Source organism: Pseudomonas sp. FP603 (assembly GCF_030687415.1).
GTDB lineage: Bacteria > Pseudomonadota > Gammaproteobacteria > Pseudomonadales > Pseudomonadaceae > Aquipseudomonas > Aquipseudomonas wuhanensis.
In genome coordinates this window covers 4954415-4978917 of record NZ_CP117431.1, presented here as the reverse complement: position 1 = coordinate 4978917, position 24503 = coordinate 4954415, and the positions used below count along the sequence as shown (strand labels likewise).

The 24503-nt window shown below is 60.1% G+C and carries 23 protein-coding genes; 19 read left to right on the top strand and 4 right to left on the bottom strand.

Features of this window, described 5'->3' with window-relative positions; genetic code table 11:
* Positions 1-17 precede the first annotated feature (17 nt).
* From cobO to PSH65_RS22895, 14 genes are all read left to right on the top strand, one after another.
* The gene (gene cobO, locus PSH65_RS22960) at positions 18-629 is read left to right on the top strand and encodes a cob(I)yrinic acid a,c-diamide adenosyltransferase (RefSeq protein WP_305422542.1); all 612 of its coding nucleotides are present in this window, start codon (positions 18-20) and stop codon (positions 627-629) included.
* On the top strand, positions 626-2008 hold the full coding sequence (locus tag PSH65_RS22955; protein WP_305422540.1) for a cobyrinate a,c-diamide synthase: 1383 nt from the start codon (positions 626-628) through the stop codon (positions 2006-2008). The genes cobO and PSH65_RS22955 overlap by 4 nt, the downstream gene beginning before the upstream one ends.
* Entirely contained in the window at positions 2005-2655 is a 651-nt protein-coding gene (gene bluB, locus PSH65_RS22950) for a 5,6-dimethylbenzimidazole synthase (protein WP_305422539.1), read from the top strand. Before PSH65_RS22955 ends, bluB begins: the two co-directional genes overlap by 4 nt.
* On the top strand, positions 2652-3560 hold the full coding sequence (gene cbiB / locus PSH65_RS22945; RefSeq protein WP_305422538.1) for an adenosylcobinamide-phosphate synthase CbiB: 909 nt from the start codon (positions 2652-2654) through the stop codon (positions 3558-3560). Before bluB ends, cbiB begins: the two co-directional genes overlap by 4 nt.
* Entirely contained in the window at positions 3553-4545 is a 993-nt protein-coding gene (gene cobD, locus PSH65_RS22940) for a threonine-phosphate decarboxylase CobD (protein ID WP_305422537.1), read from the top strand. Before cbiB ends, cobD begins: the two co-directional genes overlap by 8 nt.
* A complete protein-coding gene (locus PSH65_RS22935) occupies positions 4542-5993 on the top strand; it encodes a cobyric acid synthase (protein WP_305422535.1) in 1452 nt (483 codons plus the stop codon). The genes cobD and PSH65_RS22935 overlap by 4 nt, the downstream gene beginning before the upstream one ends.
* Before the next feature lie 148 nt (positions 5994-6141).
* Positions 6142-6663: a bifunctional adenosylcobinamide kinase/adenosylcobinamide-phosphate guanylyltransferase gene (cobU, locus tag PSH65_RS22930; RefSeq protein ID WP_305422533.1), complete on the top strand. Its 522-nt coding sequence runs from the start codon at positions 6142-6144 to the stop codon at positions 6661-6663.
* Positions 6660-7715 carry a nicotinate-nucleotide--dimethylbenzimidazole phosphoribosyltransferase gene (cobT, locus tag PSH65_RS22925; protein ID WP_305422532.1) on the top strand — a complete coding sequence of 352 codons (1056 nt, stop codon included), beginning with the start codon at positions 6660-6662 and terminating at the stop codon, positions 7713-7715. The genes cobU and cobT overlap by 4 nt, the downstream gene beginning before the upstream one ends.
* The gene (gene cobC, locus PSH65_RS22920; RefSeq protein WP_305422530.1) at positions 7712-8287 is read left to right on the top strand and encodes an alpha-ribazole phosphatase family protein; all 576 of its coding nucleotides are present in this window, start codon (positions 7712-7714) and stop codon (positions 8285-8287) included. Before cobT ends, cobC begins: the two co-directional genes overlap by 4 nt.
* 2 nt (positions 8288-8289) lie before the next feature.
* Positions 8290-9024 carry an adenosylcobinamide-GDP ribazoletransferase gene (locus PSH65_RS22915; protein ID WP_305422528.1) on the top strand — a complete coding sequence of 245 codons (735 nt, stop codon included), beginning with the start codon at positions 8290-8292 and terminating at the stop codon, positions 9022-9024.
* Positions 9025-9166: 142 nt separating this feature from the next.
* The gene (locus PSH65_RS22910; protein WP_095051845.1) at positions 9167-9571 is read left to right on the top strand and encodes a MarR family winged helix-turn-helix transcriptional regulator; all 405 of its coding nucleotides are present in this window, start codon (positions 9167-9169) and stop codon (positions 9569-9571) included.
* Positions 9572-9623: 52 nt separating this feature from the next.
* Positions 9624-10832 carry an MFS transporter gene (locus tag PSH65_RS22905; RefSeq protein ID WP_305422524.1) on the top strand — a complete coding sequence of 403 codons (1209 nt, stop codon included), beginning with the start codon at positions 9624-9626 and terminating at the stop codon, positions 10830-10832.
* Positions 10829-10951, top strand: a complete 123-nt coding sequence (locus PSH65_RS22900) for a hypothetical protein (protein ID WP_305422522.1) — start codon at positions 10829-10831, stop codon at positions 10949-10951. The genes PSH65_RS22905 and PSH65_RS22900 overlap by 4 nt, the downstream gene beginning before the upstream one ends.
* Positions 10952-11007: 56 nt before the next feature.
* Positions 11008-11559 carry a glutathione peroxidase gene (locus PSH65_RS22895; protein WP_305422521.1) on the top strand — a complete coding sequence of 184 codons (552 nt, stop codon included), beginning with the start codon at positions 11008-11010 and terminating at the stop codon, positions 11557-11559.
* A gap of 89 nt (positions 11560-11648) precedes the next feature.
* Here PSH65_RS22895 and PSH65_RS22890 read toward each other — a convergent pair whose 3' ends face one another.
* The 3 genes from PSH65_RS22890 to PSH65_RS22880 all read right to left on the bottom strand — a co-directional run bounded on the left by PSH65_RS22890 (position 11649) and on the right by PSH65_RS22880 (position 14046).
* Entirely contained in the window at positions 11649-12917 is a 1269-nt protein-coding gene (locus PSH65_RS22890; protein WP_305422519.1) for an OmpP1/FadL family transporter, read from the bottom strand.
* 146 nt (positions 12918-13063) lie between these two features.
* Positions 13064-13546: a hypothetical protein gene (locus tag PSH65_RS22885; RefSeq protein WP_038979731.1), complete on the bottom strand. Its 483-nt coding sequence runs from the start codon at positions 13544-13546 to the stop codon at positions 13064-13066.
* A gap of 275 nt (positions 13547-13821) precedes the next feature.
* Positions 13822-14046: a hypothetical protein gene (locus tag PSH65_RS22880; RefSeq protein WP_007898912.1), complete on the bottom strand. Its 225-nt coding sequence runs from the start codon at positions 14044-14046 to the stop codon at positions 13822-13824.
* A 991-nt stretch (positions 14047-15037) separates the two neighbouring features.
* Between PSH65_RS22880 and PSH65_RS22875 the strand changes: the two genes are divergently transcribed.
* Positions 15038-15361, top strand: a complete 324-nt coding sequence (locus PSH65_RS22875; RefSeq protein WP_305422517.1) for a sel1 repeat family protein — start codon at positions 15038-15040, stop codon at positions 15359-15361.
* Between the two features lie 175 nt (positions 15362-15536).
* Complete coding sequence (gene rmuC, locus PSH65_RS22870; protein WP_305427038.1) at positions 15537-16901, top strand: DNA recombination protein RmuC; 1365 nt, start codon at positions 15537-15539, stop codon at positions 16899-16901.
* 187 nt (positions 16902-17088) lie between these two features.
* Here rmuC and PSH65_RS22865 read toward each other — a convergent pair whose 3' ends face one another.
* Complete coding sequence (locus PSH65_RS22865) at positions 17089-20559, bottom strand: PAS domain-containing hybrid sensor histidine kinase/response regulator (protein ID WP_305422516.1); 3471 nt, start codon at positions 20557-20559, stop codon at positions 17089-17091.
* A gap of 361 nt (positions 20560-20920) precedes the next feature.
* Here PSH65_RS22865 and PSH65_RS22860 point away from each other — a divergent pair, with 361 nt between their 5' ends.
* From PSH65_RS22860 to PSH65_RS22850, 3 genes are all read left to right on the top strand, one after another.
* A complete protein-coding gene (locus tag PSH65_RS22860) occupies positions 20921-21232 on the top strand; it encodes a cupin (RefSeq protein WP_305422514.1) in 312 nt (103 codons plus the stop codon).
* A 106-nt stretch (positions 21233-21338) separates the two neighbouring features.
* On the top strand, positions 21339-22490 hold the full coding sequence (locus PSH65_RS22855; protein ID WP_305422512.1) for a TDT family transporter: 1152 nt from the start codon (positions 21339-21341) through the stop codon (positions 22488-22490).
* Positions 22491-22588: 98 nt separating this feature from the next.
* Entirely contained in the window at positions 22589-24463 is a 1875-nt protein-coding gene (locus PSH65_RS22850) for an MFS transporter (protein WP_305422510.1), read from the top strand.
* Positions 24464-24503: the final 40 nt, after the last annotated feature.

Here is a 24503-nt window from a genome sequence, read left to right as displayed (position 1 = left end):
CAACGGAGAGCTCCCCCATGACTGATACCCCCGATCGTGACGAACGCCATCTGGCGCGCATGCTGCGCAAAAAAGCGGTGATCGACGAACGCATCGCCAACTCCCCGAATGAATGCGGTTTGCTGCTGGTGCTCTCTGGCAACGGCAAAGGCAAGAGCAGTTCGGCGTTTGGCATGCTTTCCCGGGCCATGGGCCACGGCATGCAGTGCGGCGTGGTGCAGTTCATCAAGGGGCGCAGCAGCACCGGCGAGGAGCTGTTCTTCCGGCGCTTTCCTGAGCAGGTGCGTTTTCATGTGATGGGCGAGGGCTTCACCTGGGAAACCCAGGACCGCCAGCGTGACATTGCCGCCGCCGAAGCCGCGTGGGCGGTGTCCCGCGAATTGCTGCGTGATCCGGCCATTGGCCTCGTGGTGCTCGACGAGTTGAACATCGCCCTCAAGCACGGCTATCTCGATCTCGATCAGGTGCTCAGCGACTTGCAGGCCCGTCCACCGATGCAGCACGTGGTGGTCACCGGTCGTGGCGCCAAACCAGAGATGATCGAGCTGGCCGACACCGTCACTGAAATGGGCATGATCAAGCACGCCTTCCAGGCCGGAATCAAAGCGCAAAAAGGCGTCGAGCTGTGAATCAACCCCGGCATTGCCCGGCGGTACTGATTGCCGCGCCGGCCTCCGGTCAGGGCAAGACCACCGTCACCGCCGCGCTCGCCCGTTTGCATCGCAATCAGGGGCGCAAGGTTCGCGTGTTCAAATGCGGCCCGGACTTTCTCGACCCGATGATTCTCGAGCGCGCCAGCGGTGCACCGGTCTATCAACTCGACATGTGGATGGTCGGCGAACAAGAAAGTCGACGGCTTTTGTGGGAGGCCGCTGGCGAAGCCGATCTGATCCTCATCGAAGGCGTCATGGGGCTGTTCGACGGTACGCCGTCCAGCGCCGACCTGGCGCGGCACTTCGGTGTGCCGGTGCTCGGCGTGATCGACGGCACCGCCATGGCGCAGACGTTTGGCGCGCTGGCCCTGGGCCTTGCACGCTATCAGCCGGACTTGCCGTTTGCCGGTGTGTTGGCCAACCGGGTCGGCACCTTGCGTCATGCGCAGTTGCTCGAAGGCAGCCTGACGGAAGGCTTGCGCTGGTACGGCGCATTGTCCCGGGAGACCGGCATTGAATTGCCAAGTCGGCATCTCGGTCTGGTTCAGGCCAGTGAATTGAATGATCTCGACCTGCGTCTCGATGCGGCGGCCGAGTCACTGGCCAGCAGTTGCGATGTGGCTTTACCGCCGGCCGTGGAATTCACCGCGCCTGAAATAATCGCCGCCGAACCGTTGCTGGCCGGTGTGCGGATTGCCGTGGCCCGGGACGAAGCTTTCGCGTTTACCTACGGCGCGAGCCTGGATCTGCTGCGGGCCATGGGCGCGCAATTGTCTTTCTTCTCGCCGATCCGCGACACCGGGTTGCCGGAGGCAGACAGCCTTTATCTACCGGGCGGCTACCCCGAATTGCACCATGTGGCGTTGTCGCAAAACACACCGATGCTGAACGCGATCCGCGCTCACCACGCGGCGGGCAAACCGTTGCTGGCCGAGTGTGGCGGCATGCTGTATCTGCTGGATTCCTTGACCGATGTCGAGGGCACGCGCGCTGAACTGGTTGGCTTGCTGGCCGGTGATGCGGTGATGCAGAAGCGTCTCGCCGCGTTGGCCTTGCAGGCGGTGGAGTTGCCGGAAGGTTTGCTGCGTGGGCACACGTATCACCACTCGTTGACCAGCACCGAGCTTGAGCCGATTGCGCGTGGCGTGAGCCCCAATGGCGGGCGAGGGGCGGAGGCGGTTTATCGTGAGGGGCGGATGACGGCTTCTTATGTGCACTTTTATTTTCCGTCCAATCCATCGGCGATTGCCGCGTTGTTTGCGCCTGGCCGTGAGGCCGCCTTCGCGGGCAAGCCCGCTCCTACATTGGATCACCTAAACCCTGTAGGAGCGGGCTTGCCCGCGAAGAGGCCATGACGGACAACGCCTTTTCCGAAGCCGAACGCGCTGCGGTCTACCGAGCCATCGGCGAACGCCGCGACATGCGCCACTTCAGCGGCGGCACCGTCGAGCCCGAGTTACTGCGCCGTCTGCTCGAAGCCGCGCATCAGGCCCCGAGTGTTGGCCTGATGCAGCCCTGGCGATTCATCCGCATCAGCGACCGGGCACTGCGCGGCAAGATTCAGCAGTTGGTGGAAGACGAACGCGTCCGCACCGCTGAAGCCCTCGGCGAGCGCTCCGACGAATTCATGAAGCTCAAGGTCGAAGGCATCAACGACTGCGCCGAGGTGCTGGTCGCCGCGCTGATGGACGATCGTGAGCGGCATATCTTCGGCCGTCGTACATTGCCGGAAATGGACATGGCCTCGCTGTCCTGCGCCATCCAGAATCTTTGGCTCGCGTCCCGCGCCGAAGGCCTGGGCATGGGCTGGGTGTCATTGTTCGAGCCGCAAGCGCTCGCGGACTTGCTGGGTTTACCGACCGGAGCCAAGCCTATGGCCGTTCTTTGCCTGGGACCGGTCAAGGAATTCTATCCGGCGCCGATGCTGGTACTCGAAGGTTGGGCGCAGGCGCGTCCACTCAGCGAGTTGCTGTATGAAAATTATTGGGGAGTGAGTCAATGAGTGTGGCGTTGTTGAGTGTCGCCGCGGTCGCGCTGGATGCGCTGCTGGGTGAACCCAAACGCTGGCATCCGCTGGTGGCGTTCGGTCGTTTTGCCGATCGCATCGAGCAACGTTTCAATTCCGGTGGCCGTGGCTGGCGCAGTCATGGCGTGACGGCCTGGGTGATGGCTGTCGTGCCGCTGACCTTGTTGGCCACCGCATTTTCCTGGGCGCCTTATGTCGGTTGGATCGTCGAGATTCTCGTGCTCTATTGTGCCCTCGGCATGCGCAGCCTTGGTGAACACGTCGAGCCGGTGGCCAAGGCCCTGCGCAGCGATGACTTGATCGAGGCGCGCAAACGTGTCGGCTATCTGGTCAGCCGTCAGACCAGCGAACTGGATGAAACCGAAGTCGCCCGCGCCGCCACCGAATCGGTGCTGGAGAACGGCAGCGATGCGGTGTTCGCCGCGCTGTTCTGGTTTGCCGTGGCGGGTGCGCCCGGCGTGGTGCTCTATCGCCTGAGCAACACCCTCGATGCGATGTGGGGTTATCGCAACGATCGCTTCGAACGTTTCGGTTGGGCCGCGGCGAAGATCGACGATGTTCTCAATTACATTCCTGCACGCCTGGTGGCGTTGACTTACGCGCTGCTGGGCAAAACCCGACTGGCGCTGAAGTGCTGGCGTACCCAGGGCCCGACCTGGGACAGCCCGAATGCCGGGCCGGTGATGGCGGCTGGTGCCGGTGCGCTGGGGGTCGAGTTGGGCGGGGCGGCGATCTATCACGGTGAACTGCATCAGCGTCCCCAGTTGGGCGAAGGCGTACCGGCGGATGCCGATTCCATCGACCGTGGCTGGCAATTGGTCCAGCGCGGGGTATGGTTATGGCTGCTGATTCTCTGCGTGGGGGCTGAATTCTATGCTTGAGCACGGTGGCCGCTTGCGCAAGGCGGCGCTTGAATACGGCATTGCCGAAGCCGATTGGCTCGACCTGTCCAGTGGCCTTGCGCCCTGGCCATTCCCGGTGCCGGACATCCCGCTGCGGGCCTGGGCACGGCTGCCGGAAACCGATGACGGACTTGAGCAGGCCGCCTGCGACTATTACGGTGCGGCCCAAGTGTTGCCGGTGGCCGGTTCGCAAATGGCGATCCAGTTACTGCCGCGTTTGCGCCGGGCCGGCAAGGTCGGCGTGCTGTCGCCGTGTTACGCCGAACACGCCGAAGCCTGGCGTCGCAACGGTTACATCGTGCGTGAAGTGCTGGAGTCGGAAGTCGATTTCTTTCTCGACAGCTTCGACGTGCTGGTGGTGGTCAATCCCAACAATCCCACGGGGCTGAGCCTGACCCCGGCTCGTCTGCTGGATTGGCATGCGCGGCTGGCCCAGCGCGGTGGCTGGTTGGTGGTGGACGAGGCGTTCATGGACAACACCCCGCATTTGAGTCTGGCGCCGTTCGCCCATCAGATCGGCTTGATCGTGCTGCGCTCCTTCGGCAAGTTTTTCGGCCTGGCCGGGGTGCGGCTGGGGTTTGTGCTGGCCGAGCGCAAGTTGCTCAAGCTGCTGGCCGAACAGGTCGGGCCTTGGGCGGTCAGCGGTCCGACCCGAGTGCTGGGTCAGGCGTGCCTGACGGATACGGACGGGCACACTCGACAGCGCATTCGCACTGACGAGGCCGGCGAGCGTCTGGCGTTGCTGCTTGAACAGTACGGTTTCAAACCTCAGGGCGGCTGTGCGTTGTTCCAATGGCTGATCACCGAGCGTGCCGAAGCGCTGCATGAATTCATGGCCCGGCGCGGCATTCTGCTGCGGTTGTTCACCCACAACAGCAGCGTGCGGTTTGGCTTGCCCGCCGATGAAGCGGATTGGCTGCGTCTCGAGCAAGCGCTTGAAGCTTACGTTAAGGAAGCGCAATGACTACGTTGATGGTGCAAGGCACCACATCGGACGCCGGTAAAAGCACGCTGGTGACGGCGCTGTGTCGCTGGGTGACGCGCCAGGGCGTGAGTGTCGTGCCGTTCAAGCCGCAGAACATGGCCCTCAATAGCGCGGTAACCGCCGACGGTGGTGAGATCGGCCGTGCTCAAGCGGTGCAGGCCCAAGCCGCCAACCTCGAACCGCACACCGACATGAACCCGGTGCTGCTCAAACCCAATAGCGATACTGGCGCCCAAGTGATCATTCATGGTCGCGCGGTCACGACGATGAACGCTGTCGCCTATCACGACTACAAAGCCATCGCCATGCAAGCGGTGTTGGCCTCTCATGAGCGTTTGAGCGCAGCGTATCCGGTGGTGATGGTCGAAGGAGCGGGTTCGCCGGCAGAGATCAACCTTCGCGCCGGCGACATCGCCAACATGGGTTTTGCCGAGGCGGTGGACTGCCCGGTGGTATTGATCGCCGACATCAATCGCGGTGGTGTTTTCGCGCATTTGGTCGGTACGCTGGAGCTGCTGTCGCCCAGCGAACAGGCGCGAGTCAAAGGCTTCATCATCAACCGTTTTCGCGGCGACATCGCCTTGCTGCAACCTGGCCTCGATTGGCTGGAGGCGCGCACCGGCAAACCGGTGATCGGCGTCTTGCCGTACGTGATGGACCTGCACCTTGAGGCTGAGGACGGCCTCGATCAGCGTCAGACCGACAAGGCCGATCAAGTGCTCAACGTGGTGGTGCCGGTGTTGCCGCGCATCAGCAACCACACCGATTTCGATCCGCTGCGCCTGCATCCGCAAGTGGACCTGCAATTCATCGGCCCCGGTCAGGTTATTCCGCCGGCCGACCTGATCATTCTTCCCGGCTCGAAAAGCGTGCGCAGCGACCTCGCGTATCTGCGGGCCAACGGCTGGGATGCGGCTATCTCGAGGCACTTGCGCTACGGCGGAAAAATACTGGGAATCTGCGGCGGTCTGCAAATGCTCGGCGAGCAGGTGCACGATCCGCTGGGCCTCGAAGGCGCGCCGGGTTCCAGTGCCGGTTTGGGCCTGCTGGCGTTCGAAACGCAGCTCGAAGAAGAGAAGCAGTTGCGCAATGTGCGTGGGCGTCTGGTGCTGGAAGATGCGGAGGTCAGCGGCTATGAAATTCATGCCGGCGTGACTACCGGGCCGGCGCTGGAAAACCCAGCGGTGCAGCTGGACGATGGTCGCTGCGATGGTGCGCAAAGTATCGATGGGCAGATTTTCGGTACGTATCTGCATGGTTTGTTCGAGTCACCGGCAGCGTGCAGTGCGCTGTTGCGCTGGGCCGGGTTGCAGGATGTGCAGGAAGTCGATTACCACGCTTTGCGCGAGCGCGATATCGAACGGTTGGCGGATCTGGTGGAGAAGCATCTGGATACCTCGCTGTTGCGAGAGCTCTGTGGGATTTGAGGTGGCTGCACAGGCCCAATTGCGGGCAAGCCCGCTCCCACAGGTTCTGTGTGTGGACCAAAAATCTGTAAACAACCTCGATCCTTGTGGGAGCGGGCTTGCCCGCGATGAGGTCTGTCGCGTCACCAAAGATTTTAAGGAATGAACCATGCTGCAACTGATCCTCGGCGGCGCCCGATCCGGCAAAAGTCGCCTGGCCGAGAAACTCGCGTCCGACAGTGGCCTGACAGTGACCTACATCGCCACCAGCCAACCCCTGGACGGTGAAATGAACGAACGGGTGGCCCATCACCGCGCCCGGCGTCCGGCCGAATGGGCATTGATCGAAGAACCGCTGGAGCTGGCCCGCGTACTGCGCGAAAACGCCAGTGCCGATCATTGCTTGCTGGTGGATTGTCTGACGCTGTGGCTGACCAATCTGCTGATGCTCGACGATGCAGAGCGCGTGTCGGCCGAGCGCGAAGCCCTGCTGGACTGCCTGGCATCGTTGCCGGGTGAAATCATTTTTGTCAGCAACGAGACCGGGATGGGTGTCGTACCGCTGGGTGAATTGACTCGCCGCTATGTTGATGAAGCCGGTTGGCTGCATCAAGCCTTGGCCGAGCGCTGTCAGCGAGTCGTCTTGACCGTCGCCGGCCTGCCCCTGACTTTGAAAGGAACTGCGTTATGACTCACTCCTGGTGGCTGAGCCCGTGCAAGCCAATCGACGCGCAAGCGGTCGAACAGGCGAAGGCGCGTCAACAGCAACTGACCAAGCCTGCTGGCTCTCTCGGCCAGCTCGAATCGGTGGCGGTGCGACTGGCCGGGCTGCAGGGGCAGGTCAAGCCGACGCTCGATCAGCTGTGGATTGCGATTTTTGCCGGTGACCATGGTGTGGTCGCCGAAGGTGTGTCGGCGTTTCCGCAGGAAGTCACCGGGCAGATGCTGCTCAACTTTGTCAGCGGCGGCGCGGCGATCAGCGTGTTGGCCCGGCAGTTGGGGGCGTCCCTGGAAGTGGTCGATCTCGGCACCGTCATGCCGTCATTGAATCTGCCGGGTGTGCGTCACCTGAATGTCGGCCCGGGCACGGCAAATTTCATCCAGGGGCCGGCGATGACTCAGGCCCAGGGCGAACTCGCTTTGCAGGCCGGTCGCGACAGTGTGCAACGCGCCATCGCGGCGGGCGCGCAGCTGTTCATCGGTGGCGAAATGGGCATCGGCAACACTACCGCAGCCAGCGCGTTGGCCTGTGCGTTGCTCGATTGCCCGGTGGTGCATCTGGCCGGGCCGGGCACCGGATTGAACGCGGCGGGTGTCAGCCATAAAGCCCAGGTCATCGAGCGTGCCTTGGCGTTGCACAGCGCTCAGCGGGGCGATGCGCTGCAGACCTTGTTCAATCTCGGCGGTTTCGAAATTGCTGCGCTGGTCGGCGCGTACCTGGCCTGTGCTCAGGAAGGTGTCGCGGTGTTGGTTGACGGGTTTATTTGCAGTGTCGCCGCGTTGGTGGCGGTGCGTTTGAATCCGGCCTGCCGTGAGTGGTTGCTGTTCGGTCATCGCGGCGCCGAGCCGGGTCATCGTCATGTGCTCGAAACCCTGAGCGCCGAACCGTTGCTGGACCTCGGTCTGCGACTGGGCGAGGGCAGTGGTGCGGCATTGGCCGTGCCATTGTTGCGTCTGGCCTGCGACCTGCACGGGCAGATGGCGACGTTCGCCGAAGCCGCAGTGGCGGATCGCCCGGCATGATCTTGCGCCTGGACCTGCTGCGCCATGGCGAGACCGAACTCGGTGGCGGTTTGCGCGGCAGCCTCGACGATGCGCTGACCGGCAAGGGCTGGGAGCAAATGCGCGACGCGGTGATCAAGCAAGGGCCCTGGAATCGACTGGTCAGTTCACCGTTGCAGCGTTGCGCGCGTTTTGCGCAAGAGCTGGGGGGGCAATTGGGTTTGCCGGTGCAGCTGGATAAGGATCTGCAAGAGCTGCACTTCGGCGCCTGGGAAGGGCAGAGCGCAGCGGCGCTGATGGAAACCAGCGCCGAGGCGTTGGGCTTGTTCTGGGCCGATCCTTATTCGTTCACGCCGCCTGAAGGTGAGCCGGTGGCGGACTTTTCTGCACGAGTGTTGGCGGCCATCGAACGGCTGCACGCGGCCTATGCGGGTGAGCGGATCTTGCTGATCAGCCATGGCGGCGTCATGCGTTTATTGCTGGCTCAAGCGCGCGGATTGCCGCGTGAACAGTTGCTCAACGTTGAAGTCGGTCATGGCGCGTTGTTCTCGCTGTCGGTCGAGTCCGGTGTGTTGTTAAGGGAAGCGATCTGACCATGTTGCCGTTCTGGATCGCCCTGCAATTTCTGAGCAGCCTGCCGATTCGCCTGCCGGGTATGCCGACGCCCGAGGAATTGGGCAGGTCATTGCTGTTTTATCCACTGGTCGGTTTGCTGTTCGGCGCGATTCTGTGGGGGCTGAACTGGCTATTGCTGGGTACGCCATTATTGCTTCATGCCGCGCTGCTGCTGAGCATTTGGGTCGTGCTCAGCGGCGCGTTGCACCTGGATGGTCTGGCCGATAGCGCCGATGCGTGGCTCGGTGGCTATGGCGATCGTGAACGCACCCTGACCATCATGAAAGATCCGCGCAGCGGGCCGATCGCCGTGGTGACGCTGGTATTGGTGTTGCTGCTCAAGTTCGCCGCGTTGCTGGCGTTGATCGAGCAGCAGCACAGCGTGGTCCTGATCATTGCTCCATTGATTAGCCGTAGCGCGTTGCTGAGCTTATTCCTCTCCACGCCTTACGTACGTCCGGGTGGATTGGGGCAGGCGCTGGCCGATCATCTGCCGCGTTTGGCCGGGAAGCAGGTGTTGGCGATCAGTGCGGTGGCTTGTGTGCTGATGGCTGGCCTCAGCGGTCTATGGGCGCTTGCATTGGCTGCGGTGGTGTTTGTCTGGTTGCGGCAAGTGATGGTGCGGCGATTGGGCGGGACAACGGGCGATACGGCAGGAGCGTTGCTTGAATTGCTGGAGGTGGCGGTGCTGGTGGGGCTTGCAATGCTGTTGTAGGAGCGAGGCTTGCCCGCGAAGGCGGTGTATCAGTCGATATCAATGTTGACTATGCTGCCGCCTTCGCGGGCAAGCCTCGCTCCTACGGGTAATATGTGTCGAAAAATTTGCTTTCATTTAACCGCGGGTATATACACGCACTATGCTTCCTTCTCAATGTTTGTGCACTAACCTGCGTCGCGCCGCTCGTGGCGTCAGCAGGCATTATGACGGCGCCCTCGACGGCTTCGGGATTAACGTTGCCCAGTATTCTCTGCTGTGCAATCTGCAGCGTCTGGATCAGCCGAGCATCTCGTCGCTGGCCGAAGCCATGGGCCTGGATCGCAGCACCCTCGGGCGCAATCTGCGGGTGCTGGAGGGCGAAGGCCTGGTGACGTTGGTCGAGGGCGAGGACATGCGCAATCGCATCGTCCTGCTCACCGAAACGGGCCGTGAACGTCTGGCAGCGGCCTTGCCGGCTTGGGAAGCGGCGCAGCAGCGGTTGATCGACCGTCTGGGTGCCGAGAAGCGCGAAATCTTGCTGAAACTGCTGGATGAACTGGCCTGAGGCCAGTTTTTTCGATCTTAAGCGGGTATATACCCGCTACCGGAGAACAAGAATGACATCAATGTGGCGTACATGCGGTTGGGTGCTGTTGGGCAGTGCGCTGATTCTGGCGTTGTCCCTGGGTGTGCGACACGGCTTCGGGTTGTTTCTGGCGCCCATGAGCGCCGAGTTCGGCTGGGGCCGCGAAGTGTTTGCCTTCGCCATTGCTTTGCAGAACCTGATCTGGGGCTTGGCGCAGCCATTCACCGGCGCACTGGCCGACCGCTTTGGTGCCGCGAAAGTGGTGTTGATCGGTGGTGTTCTGTACGCGTTGGGTTTGGTGTTCATGGGGCTGTCCGATTCGGCGGTGACCTTGTCCTTGAGCGCCGGCCTGTTGATTGGTATCGGCCTGTCCGGCACCTCGTTCTCGGTGATCCTCGGCGTGGTGGGCCGTGCCGTGCCACCGGAAAAACGCAGCATGGGCATGGGGATCGCCAGCGCCGCCGGTTCTTTCGGTCAGTTCGCCATGTTGCCCGGCACGCTGGGGCTGATCGGCTGGCTTGGCTGGTCCGCGGCATTGCTGGTGCTGGGCCTGGTGGTGGCGCTGATCGTGCCGCTGGTGAGCATACTCAAGGACAAACCGCTGCCGGTTCTCGGGCACGAGCAAACCCTCTCTGAAGCGCTACGCGAAGCCTGTTCCCATTCAGGATTCTGGCTGTTGGCGTTCGGCTTTTTTGTCTGCGGTTTTCAAGTGGTGTTCATCGGCGTGCACTTGCCGGCCTATCTGGTGGACCAACACTTGCCAGCCTCCGTCGGCACCACGGTGCTGGCGCTGATCGGGCTGTTCAATATCTTCGGCACCTATACAGCTGGCTGGCTCGGCGGGCGGATGTCCAAGCCGCGCCTGCTCACCGGCCTGTATCTGTTGCGGGCGGTAGTGATTGTGCTGTTCCTCTGGGCGCCGGTTACTCAGGTCACGGCTTATCTGTTCGGGATGGCCATGGGGTTTCTCTGGTTGTCGACGGTGCCCTTGACCAACGGCACGGTGGCGACCTTGTTCGGTGTACGAAATTTGTCCATGCTCGGTGGGATAGTTTTCCTCTTCCACCAGCTCGGGTCGTTCCTCGGTGGCTGGTTGGGTGGGGTGGTGTATGACCGAACCGGGAGTTACGACTTGATCTGGCAGGTGGCGATTCTCTTGAGTCTGGTGGCCGCAGCCCTGAATTGGCCGGTGCGCGAGCAGCCGGTGGCGCGTCTGCAAACCCGGATGAGTGCTGCATGAACAGTCTCTGGCCGCGGATGGCTGCTATCGCCGTCGGCATGTTGCTGCTGGCCCTAGCATGGTGGGGCTGGCATCAGGGTGGCCTGGCATTGATGCAGCTGGGTATGGGGGCTTGCTAGCGAGCGACGAAGGCGAGTAATTTCGTTTTCTGACGATTGCTCAAGGATGCACTGACATGCTGATGCGCTGGCTTGCAGTTCCCGCGTTGTTGATGGCTTTTACCGGGTTGGCCCAAGCGGCAGAATGCCCGGAATTGTTCAAAGGCTCATTGCCCAAGCTGCGGGCCAAGGAATCCATCGATCTGTGCCAGCGCTTCGCCGGCAAGCCGCTGGTGGTGGTCAATACCGCGAGCTTCTGTGGCTTCGCTCCGCAGTTCAAAGGCCTTGAGGCGTTGTATCAGCGTTATAAGGATCAAGGACTTGAGGTGGTCGGTGTTCCGTCCAATGACTTCAAGCAAGAGTCCAAAGATGGCGCAGAGACTGCCAAAGTCTGTTACGTGAACTACGGCGTGACCTTCACCATGACCGAAACACAGAAAGTCCGTGGCGATGATGCAACGCATTTGTTCAAGTTCCTTGCTGAACAAAGCAGTTCGCCGAAGTGGAATTTCTACAAGTACGTGGTCGATCGCCAAGGCAAGGTGATCGCCAATTTCTCCAGCCTGACCAAACCTGACAATCCCGAGTTCATCGAGGCGGTGGAGAAAGCTCTGGCTTCGAAGCCCTGATCGACGCGCACTAAAAAGCCCCGCCTCTGTACAAGAGCGCGGGGCTTTTTCAATTCAGGCGGCGAAGCAGTCAAACTCGCCGTGAATCATCAGAAACGATAGGTCGCGCCTACACCGAAACCGTTCGCATAGTTTTCATACTCGGCGCTGTAGTTCTGGCGACCGTTGCTGTTGTTGACCTTGACCGACTCTTCGCGCAGGTACGAGTACGCTACGTCGATGGTCAGGTCGTCGGTCGGGCTCCAACCAGCGCCAAGGCTGAAAATCTTGCGATCGCCAGTCGGAATGCGTGGGGAGCGGTCTTCGTTGTTGGTCGGTGCCTGGTCGACAGACAGACCGGTACGCAGGACCCATTGTTTGTTCAACTGGTACGAAGCGCCGATGGCGTGAGCCCAAGTGTCATGCCAGTTCTGTTCTTCAGTGATGGTGCCAAATCGACTGTTCAGGGCAGCAGGAACGCCACTGTTCTCAACGGAGATTTCTTTCAGGCGGCTCCAGCGAGTCCAGGTGCTGCCTGCGTAGAGAGTCCATTTGTCGTCCAACTGGTGAGTAACCGAGAAGTCGACCGACTCAGGCGTGGTGATGTCCAGCGACGCGTCGTACTTCTGGCTCGGGTTCTGACCGAGGGCCCCCAGGAGGTTGTAGTTGACCTTGGTGTCACCTTCGAGCTTGTACTTCACTTTCGAGTGGTAGGTGAGGCCGACGCGAGTGCTGTCGGTGGCTTGAACCAGAATCCCGATGTTGTAGCCCAGTGCGGTGTCGTCACCCTTGATCTTGACGGTACCGTCCGGCGCGCGCGGGTTCAGCGACAGGTTCGATTCCAGGGTGCCGTCAATGCGGTTGATGGTCGGACCGAAACCGATCGACACCTTGTCGTTGAAGGCGTAGCTGACGGTTGGCTGCAGGGTTACGATTTTCACTTCGCTTTTGCTGCCGAAATAACGGCCGGCAAAGCCGTTCTCGTAGTCGGTCACCAGGCCGAACGGTGCGTATACGCCAACACCGAATGCCCAGTGATCATCGATTGGCTTTACGTAGTAGCCCATGGGCACGCCCATGAAAGGGACCATGTCACCTTTGTTGGTTCCACCATTCGGGCTGGAGCTGGCATCACTGATGTCAGCGTGCGCGTCGATAAATGCAACACCGCCGGTCACTTGTTCGCGCTTGAGGCGAGACATGCCGGCAGGGTTACCAAAAATAGTGGATGCGTCGTCGGCAGAAGAAGATCGCCCGGCAAAACCTGTCCCCATCCCGCTGATGCTTTGTTCGTTGAGGGCAAAACCACTGGCGAAGAGCTGGGTGGATGCCAAGGCAACGGCGAGGCTAAGGGTGGTTTTGAGTATTACTTTTTTCATTATTAGAACTCCTGGTGATCACCGGGGCGAAAATTACCAACATTTTCGCCCCAGCGCCATAGGCTGTAATGCTTGATTTAGAGCGGTTTTGTAGGACAATCCGACCAAAATCGCGACAAGTTGTGCGATCTTCGGAAACGGGTGGGTCAGCAGGCGACCTGATTCAACGATGAAACACAGGTTTGCCAGGCGTAGGTGAAATCTCGCAGACGACCTTGGGGCTGGAAAGTCTGGCGCCAGATTCGGGCCATTCCCAACAGGTCATCGGAGGCGGGGAGGGGAGTGTTCTGTTCTTCTACCAGCAGCCAGGCGATGGCGGTGGCGTAACGCAGGTTGACGGTCAATTCCAGGTGCGGTCCGCTGAGAAAAGCATGCTGGCTGGCCAAGCCTCGGACCAGGCTTGCGCGATCCGGGTCCAGGGCCAAATAGTGATCCCATAGGGCTTGATGGCGAGGCTCGGCGATTCGGTACAGGCCGTGTCCACGGCGGTCGTGCAAGGCTGACCCAAGGGCTGACTGACTAGCGGCAATGCCCAGCAGCAGGGATTCGGCAGTAGCGCTATGGCGTCCGAGGTAGATCAACGTCGGACGGATCACATAACGACACAGTTCGCTGGCAGCGATTCCCATAAAGCCCTCGAAACCTGAAGTGGTCGGCGATACCTGAAGGGGGCCTTGGCAGCAATGGATCGATTCAGGCTCGCCGGAAGCGGATCAAGCCGCTTGAGTTGAAGTGTAGTGTCATTATTTTGCTGTAAAGGCCTGTTTTTAAAATATTTCCGGCTTCGAGTTATAACCGTTATATCGGTTGGTGCTTAGCCGTAGGCCACGAATTGAGAAATATCGGGCAATAAAAAGCCCCGCTTTTCAGCAGGGCTTTTGAGGTTTTCAGCCTTTCTGGCGTCTCAGGCAACCAGTGCCTGGCGAGTACGCTCGATCACAGCCTGCAGCGGTTCTGCGCTGGAGTATTGATCGGGGTACAGGCGTTCGCTGTGACGAGCGATGCCGTGTTCGTTGACCAGAGTGAAGCTGAAGCAGCCTTTGCGAGCGGCCATGATCAGGCAGTTCATTGGAGCAAAAGCGTTGGTTAGGGTGCGGATGGCATCCTGGGTGTGGATTTGAGTAGACATAATGGGTGTTCCTACAAGCGACACGGATAAGAACCGTGCAAAGTTAAAACGTTCCAGTGACGACGACCACCATTGGTCGAACGAAGAACCCGACTGGAACAAAGCAGCCAGTTTGAAGCGCTGATAAATTGGCGCGCTTGGGCTGGCAGGTAGGTACTTAGGAGGGCAGGCAACACATCAAGGGCAAAGGTTCTGGGCCCGGGGTGAAGATCCTGATCAATTTGCAGGCTGGTTCGGTCAGAGTAAGTGAGCTTGGCAACACCCTTTGCTTTCGATTCAAAGGCTGTGTTGGCGCAAGATTTACCTGGAAACCATCGAGGTGGTCGATCCCGTTTTGTCGGTGGAGGCTTCTCTTAGGGAAGGCTGACCGGGGATTTGTTCGACCAGAATTGACTTTCAGCTTGGTACTAACGCCGCGGATACTAACGGATTGGATTGTCAAAGGGAAGCTTGTTCGCAAATAAGATCGTTGGAGTGTCTGCCGACCAGTCCCCACTCAACGGTCAGAAGAGCCACCGGCAGAGCCTGCGCCCCGTAATGGCCCAGAGCCCGACCGTTGATCCGAGAGGACGATCGACCCAGGATCTATCTGTAGCGCGGGTTGCCCGGGTTTATCCCCTGGCCTTACCTAAAAACGCGCCGAAAAAGCGCATCGATATAACCGCCTCACAGGTACTTGTGCACATAAGTTGCGCGAACTGTCATCCCACTGTCATCCACGTCTCAATGGAAGTGGGTGCCTGTAATGAAAATTTAAGTCAATGAAAAACATCGCTTTTTTTTACTGGTGAAAAAATCGTCAGTTTGACTGCGAGCCCCATCCCACACGGCTTTGCGCGAGTTCAAAGGCGGTTGTCCACTGAGTTATCCACAGCTTCTGTGGATTGTCCCAAGCGCTTGCTCTAGGACGGGCGTGCAGGCTTTTTTCAACTTTACCTGTGCGAAAAAAAGAGTAGAGTGGCGCGCCTTCCGATCTGCCCCACAGTGCTTTATGAAGTTTCGCTCAGTATCAGTCTCTGTTACCCCAACCCCCCCCAGTGTTTCCCCACCCAAGCGCTTTTCGATGCGCGTGGCCGAGTGGCTACTGGACAGCCCGCGCCTGGGCGAAAACTCCAACGTCAAACACTTCGCCGGACGCTTGCTCAAGCAGCCTGCCCGTGAAGGCGTCGTGGCTGCGCAAAGCCGTCTCGGCCAGCTGATGTGCCGCGAATGCGGTAACGCCCGGGATCGCCGCATTGGCCAGGAGTTGTTGCGTCAGGCCGCGCGTGCGGGCGACCGACGCGCGCAACGGGAACTCGGCCTGACCGAAGACTGAGCTGTCCAAGACCTGACGCCTTGGTTAACCTTCACGCTTTATCTAATCGGCAGGAGTGGCTATGGCGATGGACTTGACCAGCGTATTGCTGGGTCTGGCGGGCGCTGCATTGCCGTTACTGGTACTGGCCTGGCAGCTTCAGCGTCGGGCAAGTTCGGGGCAGGCCGAGCTGGCAATACTGGAAGAGCGCCTTGCCATCGCCCAGCTGACGCAGGATGGCTTGAATGCGCAGCTCGACACTTGCCGTGATGAAATCGCAGACCTGAGCCAGGCCAACGCCGCCAAACAGGCCGATCTGGCCGCCGTGCGTCGTGAAGTCGAACTGCTCCAGATCGAACGCGACGACGCCCGCGACGCGGCCCACGCCTGGAACATCGAACGCGCCGGCAAAGAGGCTGAGTTGCGTCGCCTCGACGCTCAGGCCGCTTCCCTTAACGCCGAGCTGCGTGAGCAGCAGGAAAGCCATCAGCAGCGCCTCAACGACCTTCAAGGCTCGCGGGACGAGTTGCGCGCGCAATTCGCCGAGTTGGCGGGCAAGATCTTCGACGAGCGTGAGCAGCGTTTTGCCGAAACCAGTCAGCAGCGCTTGGGGCAACTGCTCGATCCATTGAAGGAACGTATCCAGTCGTTCGAAAAACGCGTCGAGGAAAGCTATCAGGCCGAAGCCCGCGAGCGCTTTTCCTTGGCCAAGGAGCTGGAACGGTTGCAACAACTGAACCTGCGTCTGAGCGACGAAGCCACCAACCTGACGCGGGCCTTGAAAGGGCAGAAAACCCAAGGCAACTGGGGCGAACTGATTCTCGAGCGGGTGCTTGAACACGCGGGTCTGGAGAAGGGCCGTGAGTACCAGACCCAGGTCAATCTCAAGGGGCCGGATGGTGAGCGTTTCCAGCCGGATGTGATTATTTACCTGCCCGGTGACAAGCAGGTCGTGGTCGATTCCAAGGTCAGCCTCACGGCTTATCAGCAGTATGTGGCGGCTGAGGACGACGGCATCGGCCAGATCGCCATCAAACAACATGTACTGTCCCTGCGCAATCACGTCAAAGGCCTGGCCGGCAAGGACTACAAGCGGCTCGACGGCTTGCACAGCCTGGATTTCGTTCTGCTTTTCGTTCCGATCGAAGCGGCGTTTTCTGCGGCGTTGCAGGCTGAGCCGACGCTGTTTCAGGAGGCTTTCGACCGCAATATCGTGATCGTCAGCCCGACCACGTTGCTGGCCACTTTGCGGGTTATCGACAGCCTGTGGAAGCAGGAGCGCCAGAGTCAGAACGCCCGGGAAATCGCCGAGCGCGCCGGTTGGCTGTACGACAAGTTCGTGTTGTTCATTCAGGATCTGGATGAGGTCGGCAATCGCCTGCAGCAACTGGACAAAGCCTACAGCTCTGCACGTAATAAGCTGACTGAAGGCCGCGGCAACCTGGTCAGTCGCAGCGAGCAGCTCAAGTTGCTGGGCGCGCGAGCCAGCAAGAGCTTGCCGGCGGACTTGCTGGAGCGGGCGATGACGGATGTCGATGGCTTGGCCGAACTGCCCGAATAAGCTTCTGGTGTTCGATGACATTTGTGGCGAGGGGGCTTGCTGTGGCGAGGGAGCTTGCTCCCGTTGGGCTGCGCAGCAGCCCCCCGTTTCCCGTAAAGCAATCCGCGTTGCGTGTTTTGCGACTGCTTCGCAGTCTGGCGGGAGCAAGCTCCCTCGCCACAGGTTCTGGGCTAGCCAGACGCATTTATTACAACGGCAAATGCCGACTCAACAACGCCCGCAACGCCGCCGGTTTCACCGGTTTGGCCAAATAATCCAGACCCGCTGCATGCACCTGGGCCACCGTCTCCGGTCGTCCATCGGCACTGATCACCACCCCTGGCACCGGCTCACCCAGTTGCGTGCGCAACCATGCCATCAATTCGGTCCCGGTCTCGCCATCGTCCAGGTGGTAATCCACCAGCGCCAATTGCGGACGCACTCCGTCGCCGAGCAGCGTCGCGCATTCCTCACGGTTGCGCGCGGTCCAGACCTGGCAACCCCAGCGGGTGAGCAAACTGTTCATGCCGATGAGGATGCTGTCTTCGTTATCGATACACAGCACCTGCGCGCCGCTGAGCAAATGGCCATTGAGTTCGGCAACCTTGGCCGGCGTCGCGGTTTGTGCCCGAGCCAGCGGTACGCTGACACTGAACACGCTGCCGCGACCCGGCCAGGAACGCACGCGCAGGGTGTGACCCAGCACGCGACACAGCCCATCGGCAATCGCCAGTCCCAGGCCCAAACCTTTCTCGGCCCGGGTCTGGTGGCTGTCGAGGCGTTTGAACTCTTCGAAAATCACCTGCAGTTTGTCTTCCGGAATGCCCGGTCCACGGTCCCAGACCTCCAGACACAGCTCACCCTTGCGCCGCCGAACGCCGAGCAGCACCGGGCCTTTGGCGTAGCGGAAGGCATTGGTCAGGAAGTTCTGCAGGATCCGTCGCAGCAGTTTGATGTCGCTGTCGACCCGTAACGCACTGCCCCTGACGCGAAATTTCAATCCCTGTTCTTGAGCCAGGGCCTTGAACTCGGCGCCCAGCGTATGGAATAAATCATTGAGCTCGAAGGGCTTGCGATCAGGGTTGATCTTGCCGTTTTCCAGGCGGGAAATGTCCAACAGATCGCTGATCAGGTCCTCGGCCGAGCGCAGCGAACTGTCCAGGTGATGAACCAGTTTCCGGGCTTCACTGGATAAGTTTTCTTCCTGGTGGGAGAGGGCGGCAGAGAACAGCCGCGCAGCATTCAGCGGTTGCATCAAGTCATGGCTGACGGCGGCCAGGAAACGGGTTTTGGATTGGTTGGCCGATTCGGCAGTGCCCTTGGCTTCGGTCAGGGCAATATTGAGTTGCGACAGCTCGTGGGTCCGTTCGGTGACCCGTTGTTCGAGGCCTTCGTTCGCTTCGGTCAGCGCCTGCTCGGCCTCGCGGAACGCGGTGATGTCGGTGAAGCTCATGACGAAACCGCCGCCGGGCATCGGGTTACCGATCAGCTCGATCACTCGACCATTGGGAAACAATCGCTCGGAGGTATGGGCGCGGCCCTGACGCATCCAGTGCAGGCGGCGGGCGACGTGCACTTCCGCTTCGCCGGGGCCGCACAGGCCGCGCTCGGCGTTGTAGCGAATGATGTCGGCAATCGGTCGGCCAACGCTGATCAAACCGTCGGGGTAGTTGAATAACTCAAGGTAGCGCCGGTTCCAGGCCACCAGTTTCAACGACTGGTCGACCACACTGATGCCCTGGGTGATGTTTTCGATGGCGCCTTGCAACAGGGCGCGGTTGAACTGCAGCACTTCCGAGGTTTCGTCGGCGATCCGCACGACATCCTCGAGTTGCATTTCCCGACCTTCGATGGCGGCTTTTACCACCGCCCGGGTTGAAGATGCGCCGAGTACACCGGCCAGCAAGCGTTCGGTATGGGCGATCCATTCACCGTCCGCGTTCTGGTTCGGGTTGAAGCCCTTGCCCTGACGGTAGGCGAAACGGAGGAAACTCTGACGAGCCCGCTCTTCGCCGACAAAACGGGCGGCCAGTTGCTGCAAGTCGTTGATCTGTACCGCCAGCATCGAGCGGGCGCTCGGGCGGGCGCTGATTTCCTGGCCAATGAAGCGGCCGGCCTGCCAGTGCTCCGAAACCCGCGTGCGTGACAGTAGCGAGACCCAGGCGAACAAGGTGAAGTTGCCCGCCAGGGACAGCACCACGCCTTGAGTCAGCGGGGTGATCGGCAGGTTCAACGGATTGCCTTGCAGCCATGCCAGGCCCGGAAAACTGCTCAGGGGCAAGCCGAGACTCTTGGCGGCGATCGGCAATACCAACGTGTAGAACCAGAGGAACGTGCCTGCGGCCAGCCCTGCGAACACCCCACGACGGTTAGCCTGTTTCCAGTACAGTGCGCCAAGCATGGCCGGGGCCAGTTGGGTGACGGCGGCGAAGGCGATCTGGCCGATGGTCGCCAGGCTTGCGGTGGAGCCCAGCAGGCGATAGCTGACGTAGGCCAATAGCAGAATGACCACGATGCTCACCCGGCGCACCGACAGCATCCACTGGCGGAACACTTCGAATGGCCGCTCGGCGTTGTTGCGCCGCAGCAACCAGGGCAGCAACAGGTCGTTGGAGAGCATGGTCGACAGCGCCACGCTGGCCACGATCACCATACCGGTCGCCGCCGAAGCGCCACCAATAAACGCCAGCATCGCCAAGGCAGGGTGAGATTGAGCCAGGGGCAGGCTGATGACGAATGAGTCCGGCAGCACCGAACTGGGCAGCAACATCTGACCGGCCAGTGCGATCGGCACGACAAACAACGCCGCCAGCGCCAGATAGGCCGGGAATACCCACTTGGCCAAACGCAGGTCCTGGGGGTCGATGTTTTCCACCACGGTCACATGGAACTGCCGGGGCAGGCAGATGATCGCCATCATCGCCACGCCGGTTTGCACCACCATGGACGGCCAGTTGATGGTTTCTTTCCAGTACGCTTCGAGGCGCGGAGCGAGCATGGCCTGGTCGAACAGGTCGTCAAAACCGTCGTACAGGCCATAGGTCACGAACGCGCCGACCGCGAGAAAAGCGAACAGCTTGACCAGCGATTCAAAGGCAATCGCCATCACCATGCCGCGGTGGTGTTCCGTGGCATCGAGGTTGCGGGTACCGAAAACGATGGTGAACAGCGCCAGCACCAGCGACACGATCAGCGCCGTGTCCTGCGCGCGTGTGCCCATGGCGTCAGCGCCGGCGCCGATCAGCAGGTTCACGCCCAGCACGATGCCCTTGAGCTGCAAGGCGATGTAGGGCAATACGCCGACCAGACAGATCAGCGCCACCACCACCGCCAGCGACTGGGATTTGCCATAGCGGGCGGCGATGAAGTCGGCGATGGAAGTGATGTTTTCCTGCTTGCTGATCATCACCATTTTTTGCAGGACCCACGGCGCGCACACCAGCAGCAGGATCGGTCCGAGGTAGATCGGCAGGAATGACCAGAGTTGTTCTGCCGCCTGGCCCACGGCGCCAAAGAATGTCCAACTGGTGCAATAAACGGCCAGCGACAAGCTGTACACCCAGGCACGCACCCGTGGCGGCAACGGCGCGCTGCGCCGGTCACCGTAAAAGGCGATAGCGAACAGGATGGCCATATAGGCCAGGGCGACGGTGGCAATCAGCCCGATGGACAGCGACATGGGAACTCCAGACAAAAGACATCCGGGACTCCACCCGGTCAGGACAGTCTCGCATGACCGCTTGAGTTAGTCAGTGTCGACCAAGGTCGTGGCGTGGTGGGGTGTCGCAGGTTGGGAGTCAGTTCGATTTTTGGTGTGTTTGGGGGCCTCTTCGCGAGCGAGCCCGCTCCCACACTCGATCGTCAGTAAACACAAAATATCTGGGCATCCTCAATCCAGTGTGGGAGCGGGCTTGCTTGCGAAGGCGGCCCCACTGATTCAATGCAATATCGATCAACCCATACAGTCCGTCAAAGTCTGTGGCGTCGATGTTCGATGACCGTTAGCCTTGGCACCGCCATTCATTTCGACGGACCGCCCCATGAAGATCATCCGCAGCAAATCCTTCACCGGTGACCGCGCCTGGGCGGCGCTGGATATCGCTAACATGAACGGCATCACCACCCGTTTGCACTGGACCGATCAGCCTTACAAATGGCACATCAACGATGGCCAGGAAGTGTTCGTGGTGCTCGATGGCCAAGTGCAGATGCGTTATCGCGAAGCAGGCCTGGAGAAGGAAACGCTGCTTGAGGTTGGCGATATTTTTTATGCGTCAGTGGGTACTGAGCATGTGGCTCATCCGCGAGGTGTGGCGAGGATATTGGTGATCGAGACGGAAGGCAGCGTGTGATGACTTATCTGCAAAACAGATAACAGTTAGAGATATTACCCGTTATATCGATATTCGATTCAGATCTACCATGAGCTCCCACCTCACCAGAGGACAGGAGTTCACCATGACCTGCACCCATAGCGTTAAACCCGGTATCAAACCGCTCAGTCATTTGCAGCATCCACGAGAGGCCATCCGCCAATTCACCCCCAACTGGTTCGCGGCGACCATGGGCACTGGTGTATTGGCGCTGGCGCTTGCGCAATTGCCGGTGTCGAGTCCCGGTCTGCACGCGTTTGCCGAAGGCCTGTGGCTGTTCAATATCGCCTTGTTTGTCTTGTTCACAGCCCTGTATGCCGCGCGTTGGGTGATGTTCTTCGACGAGGCGCGGCGGATTTTCGGTCATTCCACGGTTTCGATGTTTTTCGGCACCATCCCCATGGGCCTTGCGACCATCATCAATGGCTTTCTGCTGTTCGGTTTGCGGCGCTGGGGCGACGGTGTGATTCATCTCGCCGAAGTGCTGTGGTGGCTGGACGTGGCGATGTCGCTGGCCTGCGGTGTATTGATTCCCTACATGATGTTCACCCGCCAAGAGCACAGCATCGACCAGATGACCGCCGTCTGGCTGTTGCCAGTGGTGGCGGCGGAAGTGGCGGCTGCCAGCGGTGGCTTGCTGGCGCCGCACCTGGCCGATGTTCATTCGCAACTGGTGGGGTTGGTGACTAGCTACGTGCTCTGGGCGTTTTCCCTACCGGTAGCGTTCAGCATTCTGACTATCCTGTTGTTGCGCATGGCGTTGCATAAATTGCCCCATGAAAATATGGCTGCTTCGAGCTGGCTGGCCCTGGGGCCGATTGGCACGGGTGCGCTGGGCATGTTGCTGTTGGGCGCCGACGCGCCAGCGATCTTTGCCGCCAATGGTCTGCCGGGTATCGGCGAGATTGCCGCAGGGCTTGGCTTGGTGGCTGGCATTACGCTGTGGGGCTTCGGGCTCTGGTGGATGCTGGTGGCGTTGTTGATCACCGTGCGTTATTTGCGCGCTGGTATCCCGTTCAACCTCGGCTGGTGGGGCTTCACTTTCCCGCTGGGTGTCTACTCCCTGGCTACGCTGAAACTGGCCAGCACCTTGAACCTGATGTTTTTCAGTGCCTTTGGTTGCGTGTTGGTCGCGTTGCTGGCGGTGATGTGGCTGATTGTCGCCAACCGTACGGTGCAAGGCGCGTGGCGGGGTGAGTTGTTCGTTTCGCCGTGCATTGCAGGATTAAAGAAATAACCTGTAAAGATTAGGTAATCTGTGGCCTGGATCGACGATCGACATTCCAATAACAGTATTCACGCCACTCTTTACCCAACATCAGGGACACATGGAAGATGAGCCACCCCTCACAGTTCACCTTGCTTCGTACTCGGCGCTTCCTGCCTTTTTTTGTCACGCAGTCCCTTGGGGCCTTTAATGACAACATCTTCAAGCAGTCGCTGATCCTCGCCATTTTGTACAAGCTGACCATCGAGGGTGACCGTTCGATCTGGGTCAACCTGTGTGCGTTGCTGTTTATCCTGCCGTTCTTCCTGTTCTCGGCCCTGGCCGGGCAATTCGGGGAAAAGTTCGCCAAGGACGCACTGATCCGTCTGATCAAGCTCGGCGAAATCGTCATCATGGCGGTGGGTGCGGTCGGTTTCATGTTCGATCACCTGTCACTGATGCTGGTCGCGTTGTTTGCCATGGGCACCCACTCGGCGCTGTTCGGGCCGGTGAAGTACTCGATCCTGCCGCAGGCCTTGCGCGAAGAGGAACTGGTGGGCGGCAATGGTCTGGTGGAAATGGGCACCTTCCTGGCGATTCTCGCCGGGACGATTGGTGCCGGGATCATGATGTCCATCAGCAACTACGCGCCGGTGGTATCGACAGCAATCATCGGTATCGCGGTGCTCGGTTACCTGGCCAGCCGCAACATTCCCCGGGCCGCGGCGGCATCGCCGGAAATGCGTTTGAACTGGAACATCTTCAGTCAGTCCTGGGCCACGTTGAGGCTGGGCTTGGGGCAAACCCCCGCGGTATCACGCTCGATTGTCGGCAACTCATGGTTCTGGTTTGTCGGGGCGATTTATTTGACGCAAATCCCGGCGTATGCCAAGGAATGGATGCACGGCGACGAGACCGTGGTGACGCTGATTCTTACGGTGTTCTCAGTCGGGATCGCACTGGGGTCGATGCTCTGCGAAAAACTTTCCGGGCGCAAAGTCGAGATCGGTCTGGTGCCGTTTGGCTCGTTCGGTCTGACGGTGTTTGGCCTGTTGCTGTGGTGGCATTCCGGCGGGATACCGGACAGTGTTGATGGCCATGGCTGGATCGAAGTCCTTGGGTTCGGTTACGCCTGGCTGGTGTTGATCGACATCCTTGGGCTTGGTGTCTTCGGCGGTTTCTACATCGTGCCGCTGTATGCGCTGATCCAGTCGCGTACTGTCGAGAACGAGCGTGCGCGGGTGATCGCCGCCAACAACATTCTTAACGCCCTGTTCATGGTGGTCTCGGCGATTGTGTCGATCGTCTTGCTGAGCCTCGCCAAGCTGTCGATCCCGCAGCTGTTCCTGGTGGTGTCGCTGCTGAACATCGGCGTTAACGCTTATATCTTCAAAATCGTCCCCGAGTTCAGCATGCGCTTCATGATCTGGCTGCTCGGCCATTCCATGTACCGTGTCGAGCATCGCAATCTGGAGCTGATTCCCGATGAAGGCGCAGCATTGCTGGTTTGCAACCATGTGTCGTTCGTCGATGCCTTGCTGATTGGCGGCGCAGTGCGTCGGCCGATTCGCTTTGTGATGTACTACAAAATCTACAACCTGCCGGTCCTGAACTTCATCTTTCGCACGGCGGGGACGATTCCGATTGCCGGGCGTCAGGAAGACATTCAAATCTACGAAAAAGCCTTCACCCGCATCGCCCAATACCTGAAGGACGGCGAACTGGTGTGCATTTTCCCTGAAGGCAAGTTGACCGCCGATGGCGAGATCAATGAATTCAAGGGCGGGCTGACGCGGATTCTCGAAGAAACGCCGGTGCCGGTAATTCCGCTGGCGTTGCAGGGGTTGTGGGGGAGTTTCTTCAGCCGTGATCCGGACAAGGGCGTGTTTCGCAGGCTGTGGTCGCGGGTGACCCTGGTGGCGGGCCCGGCGGTGGCCGTTGAAGTGGCTGAGCCGGCGACATTGCAAGGGTTGGTGGGGCAATTGCGTGGGGCCGTTAGATAGTCGGTGACTTTGTGGGCTTCTTCACGAGCAAGCCCACTCC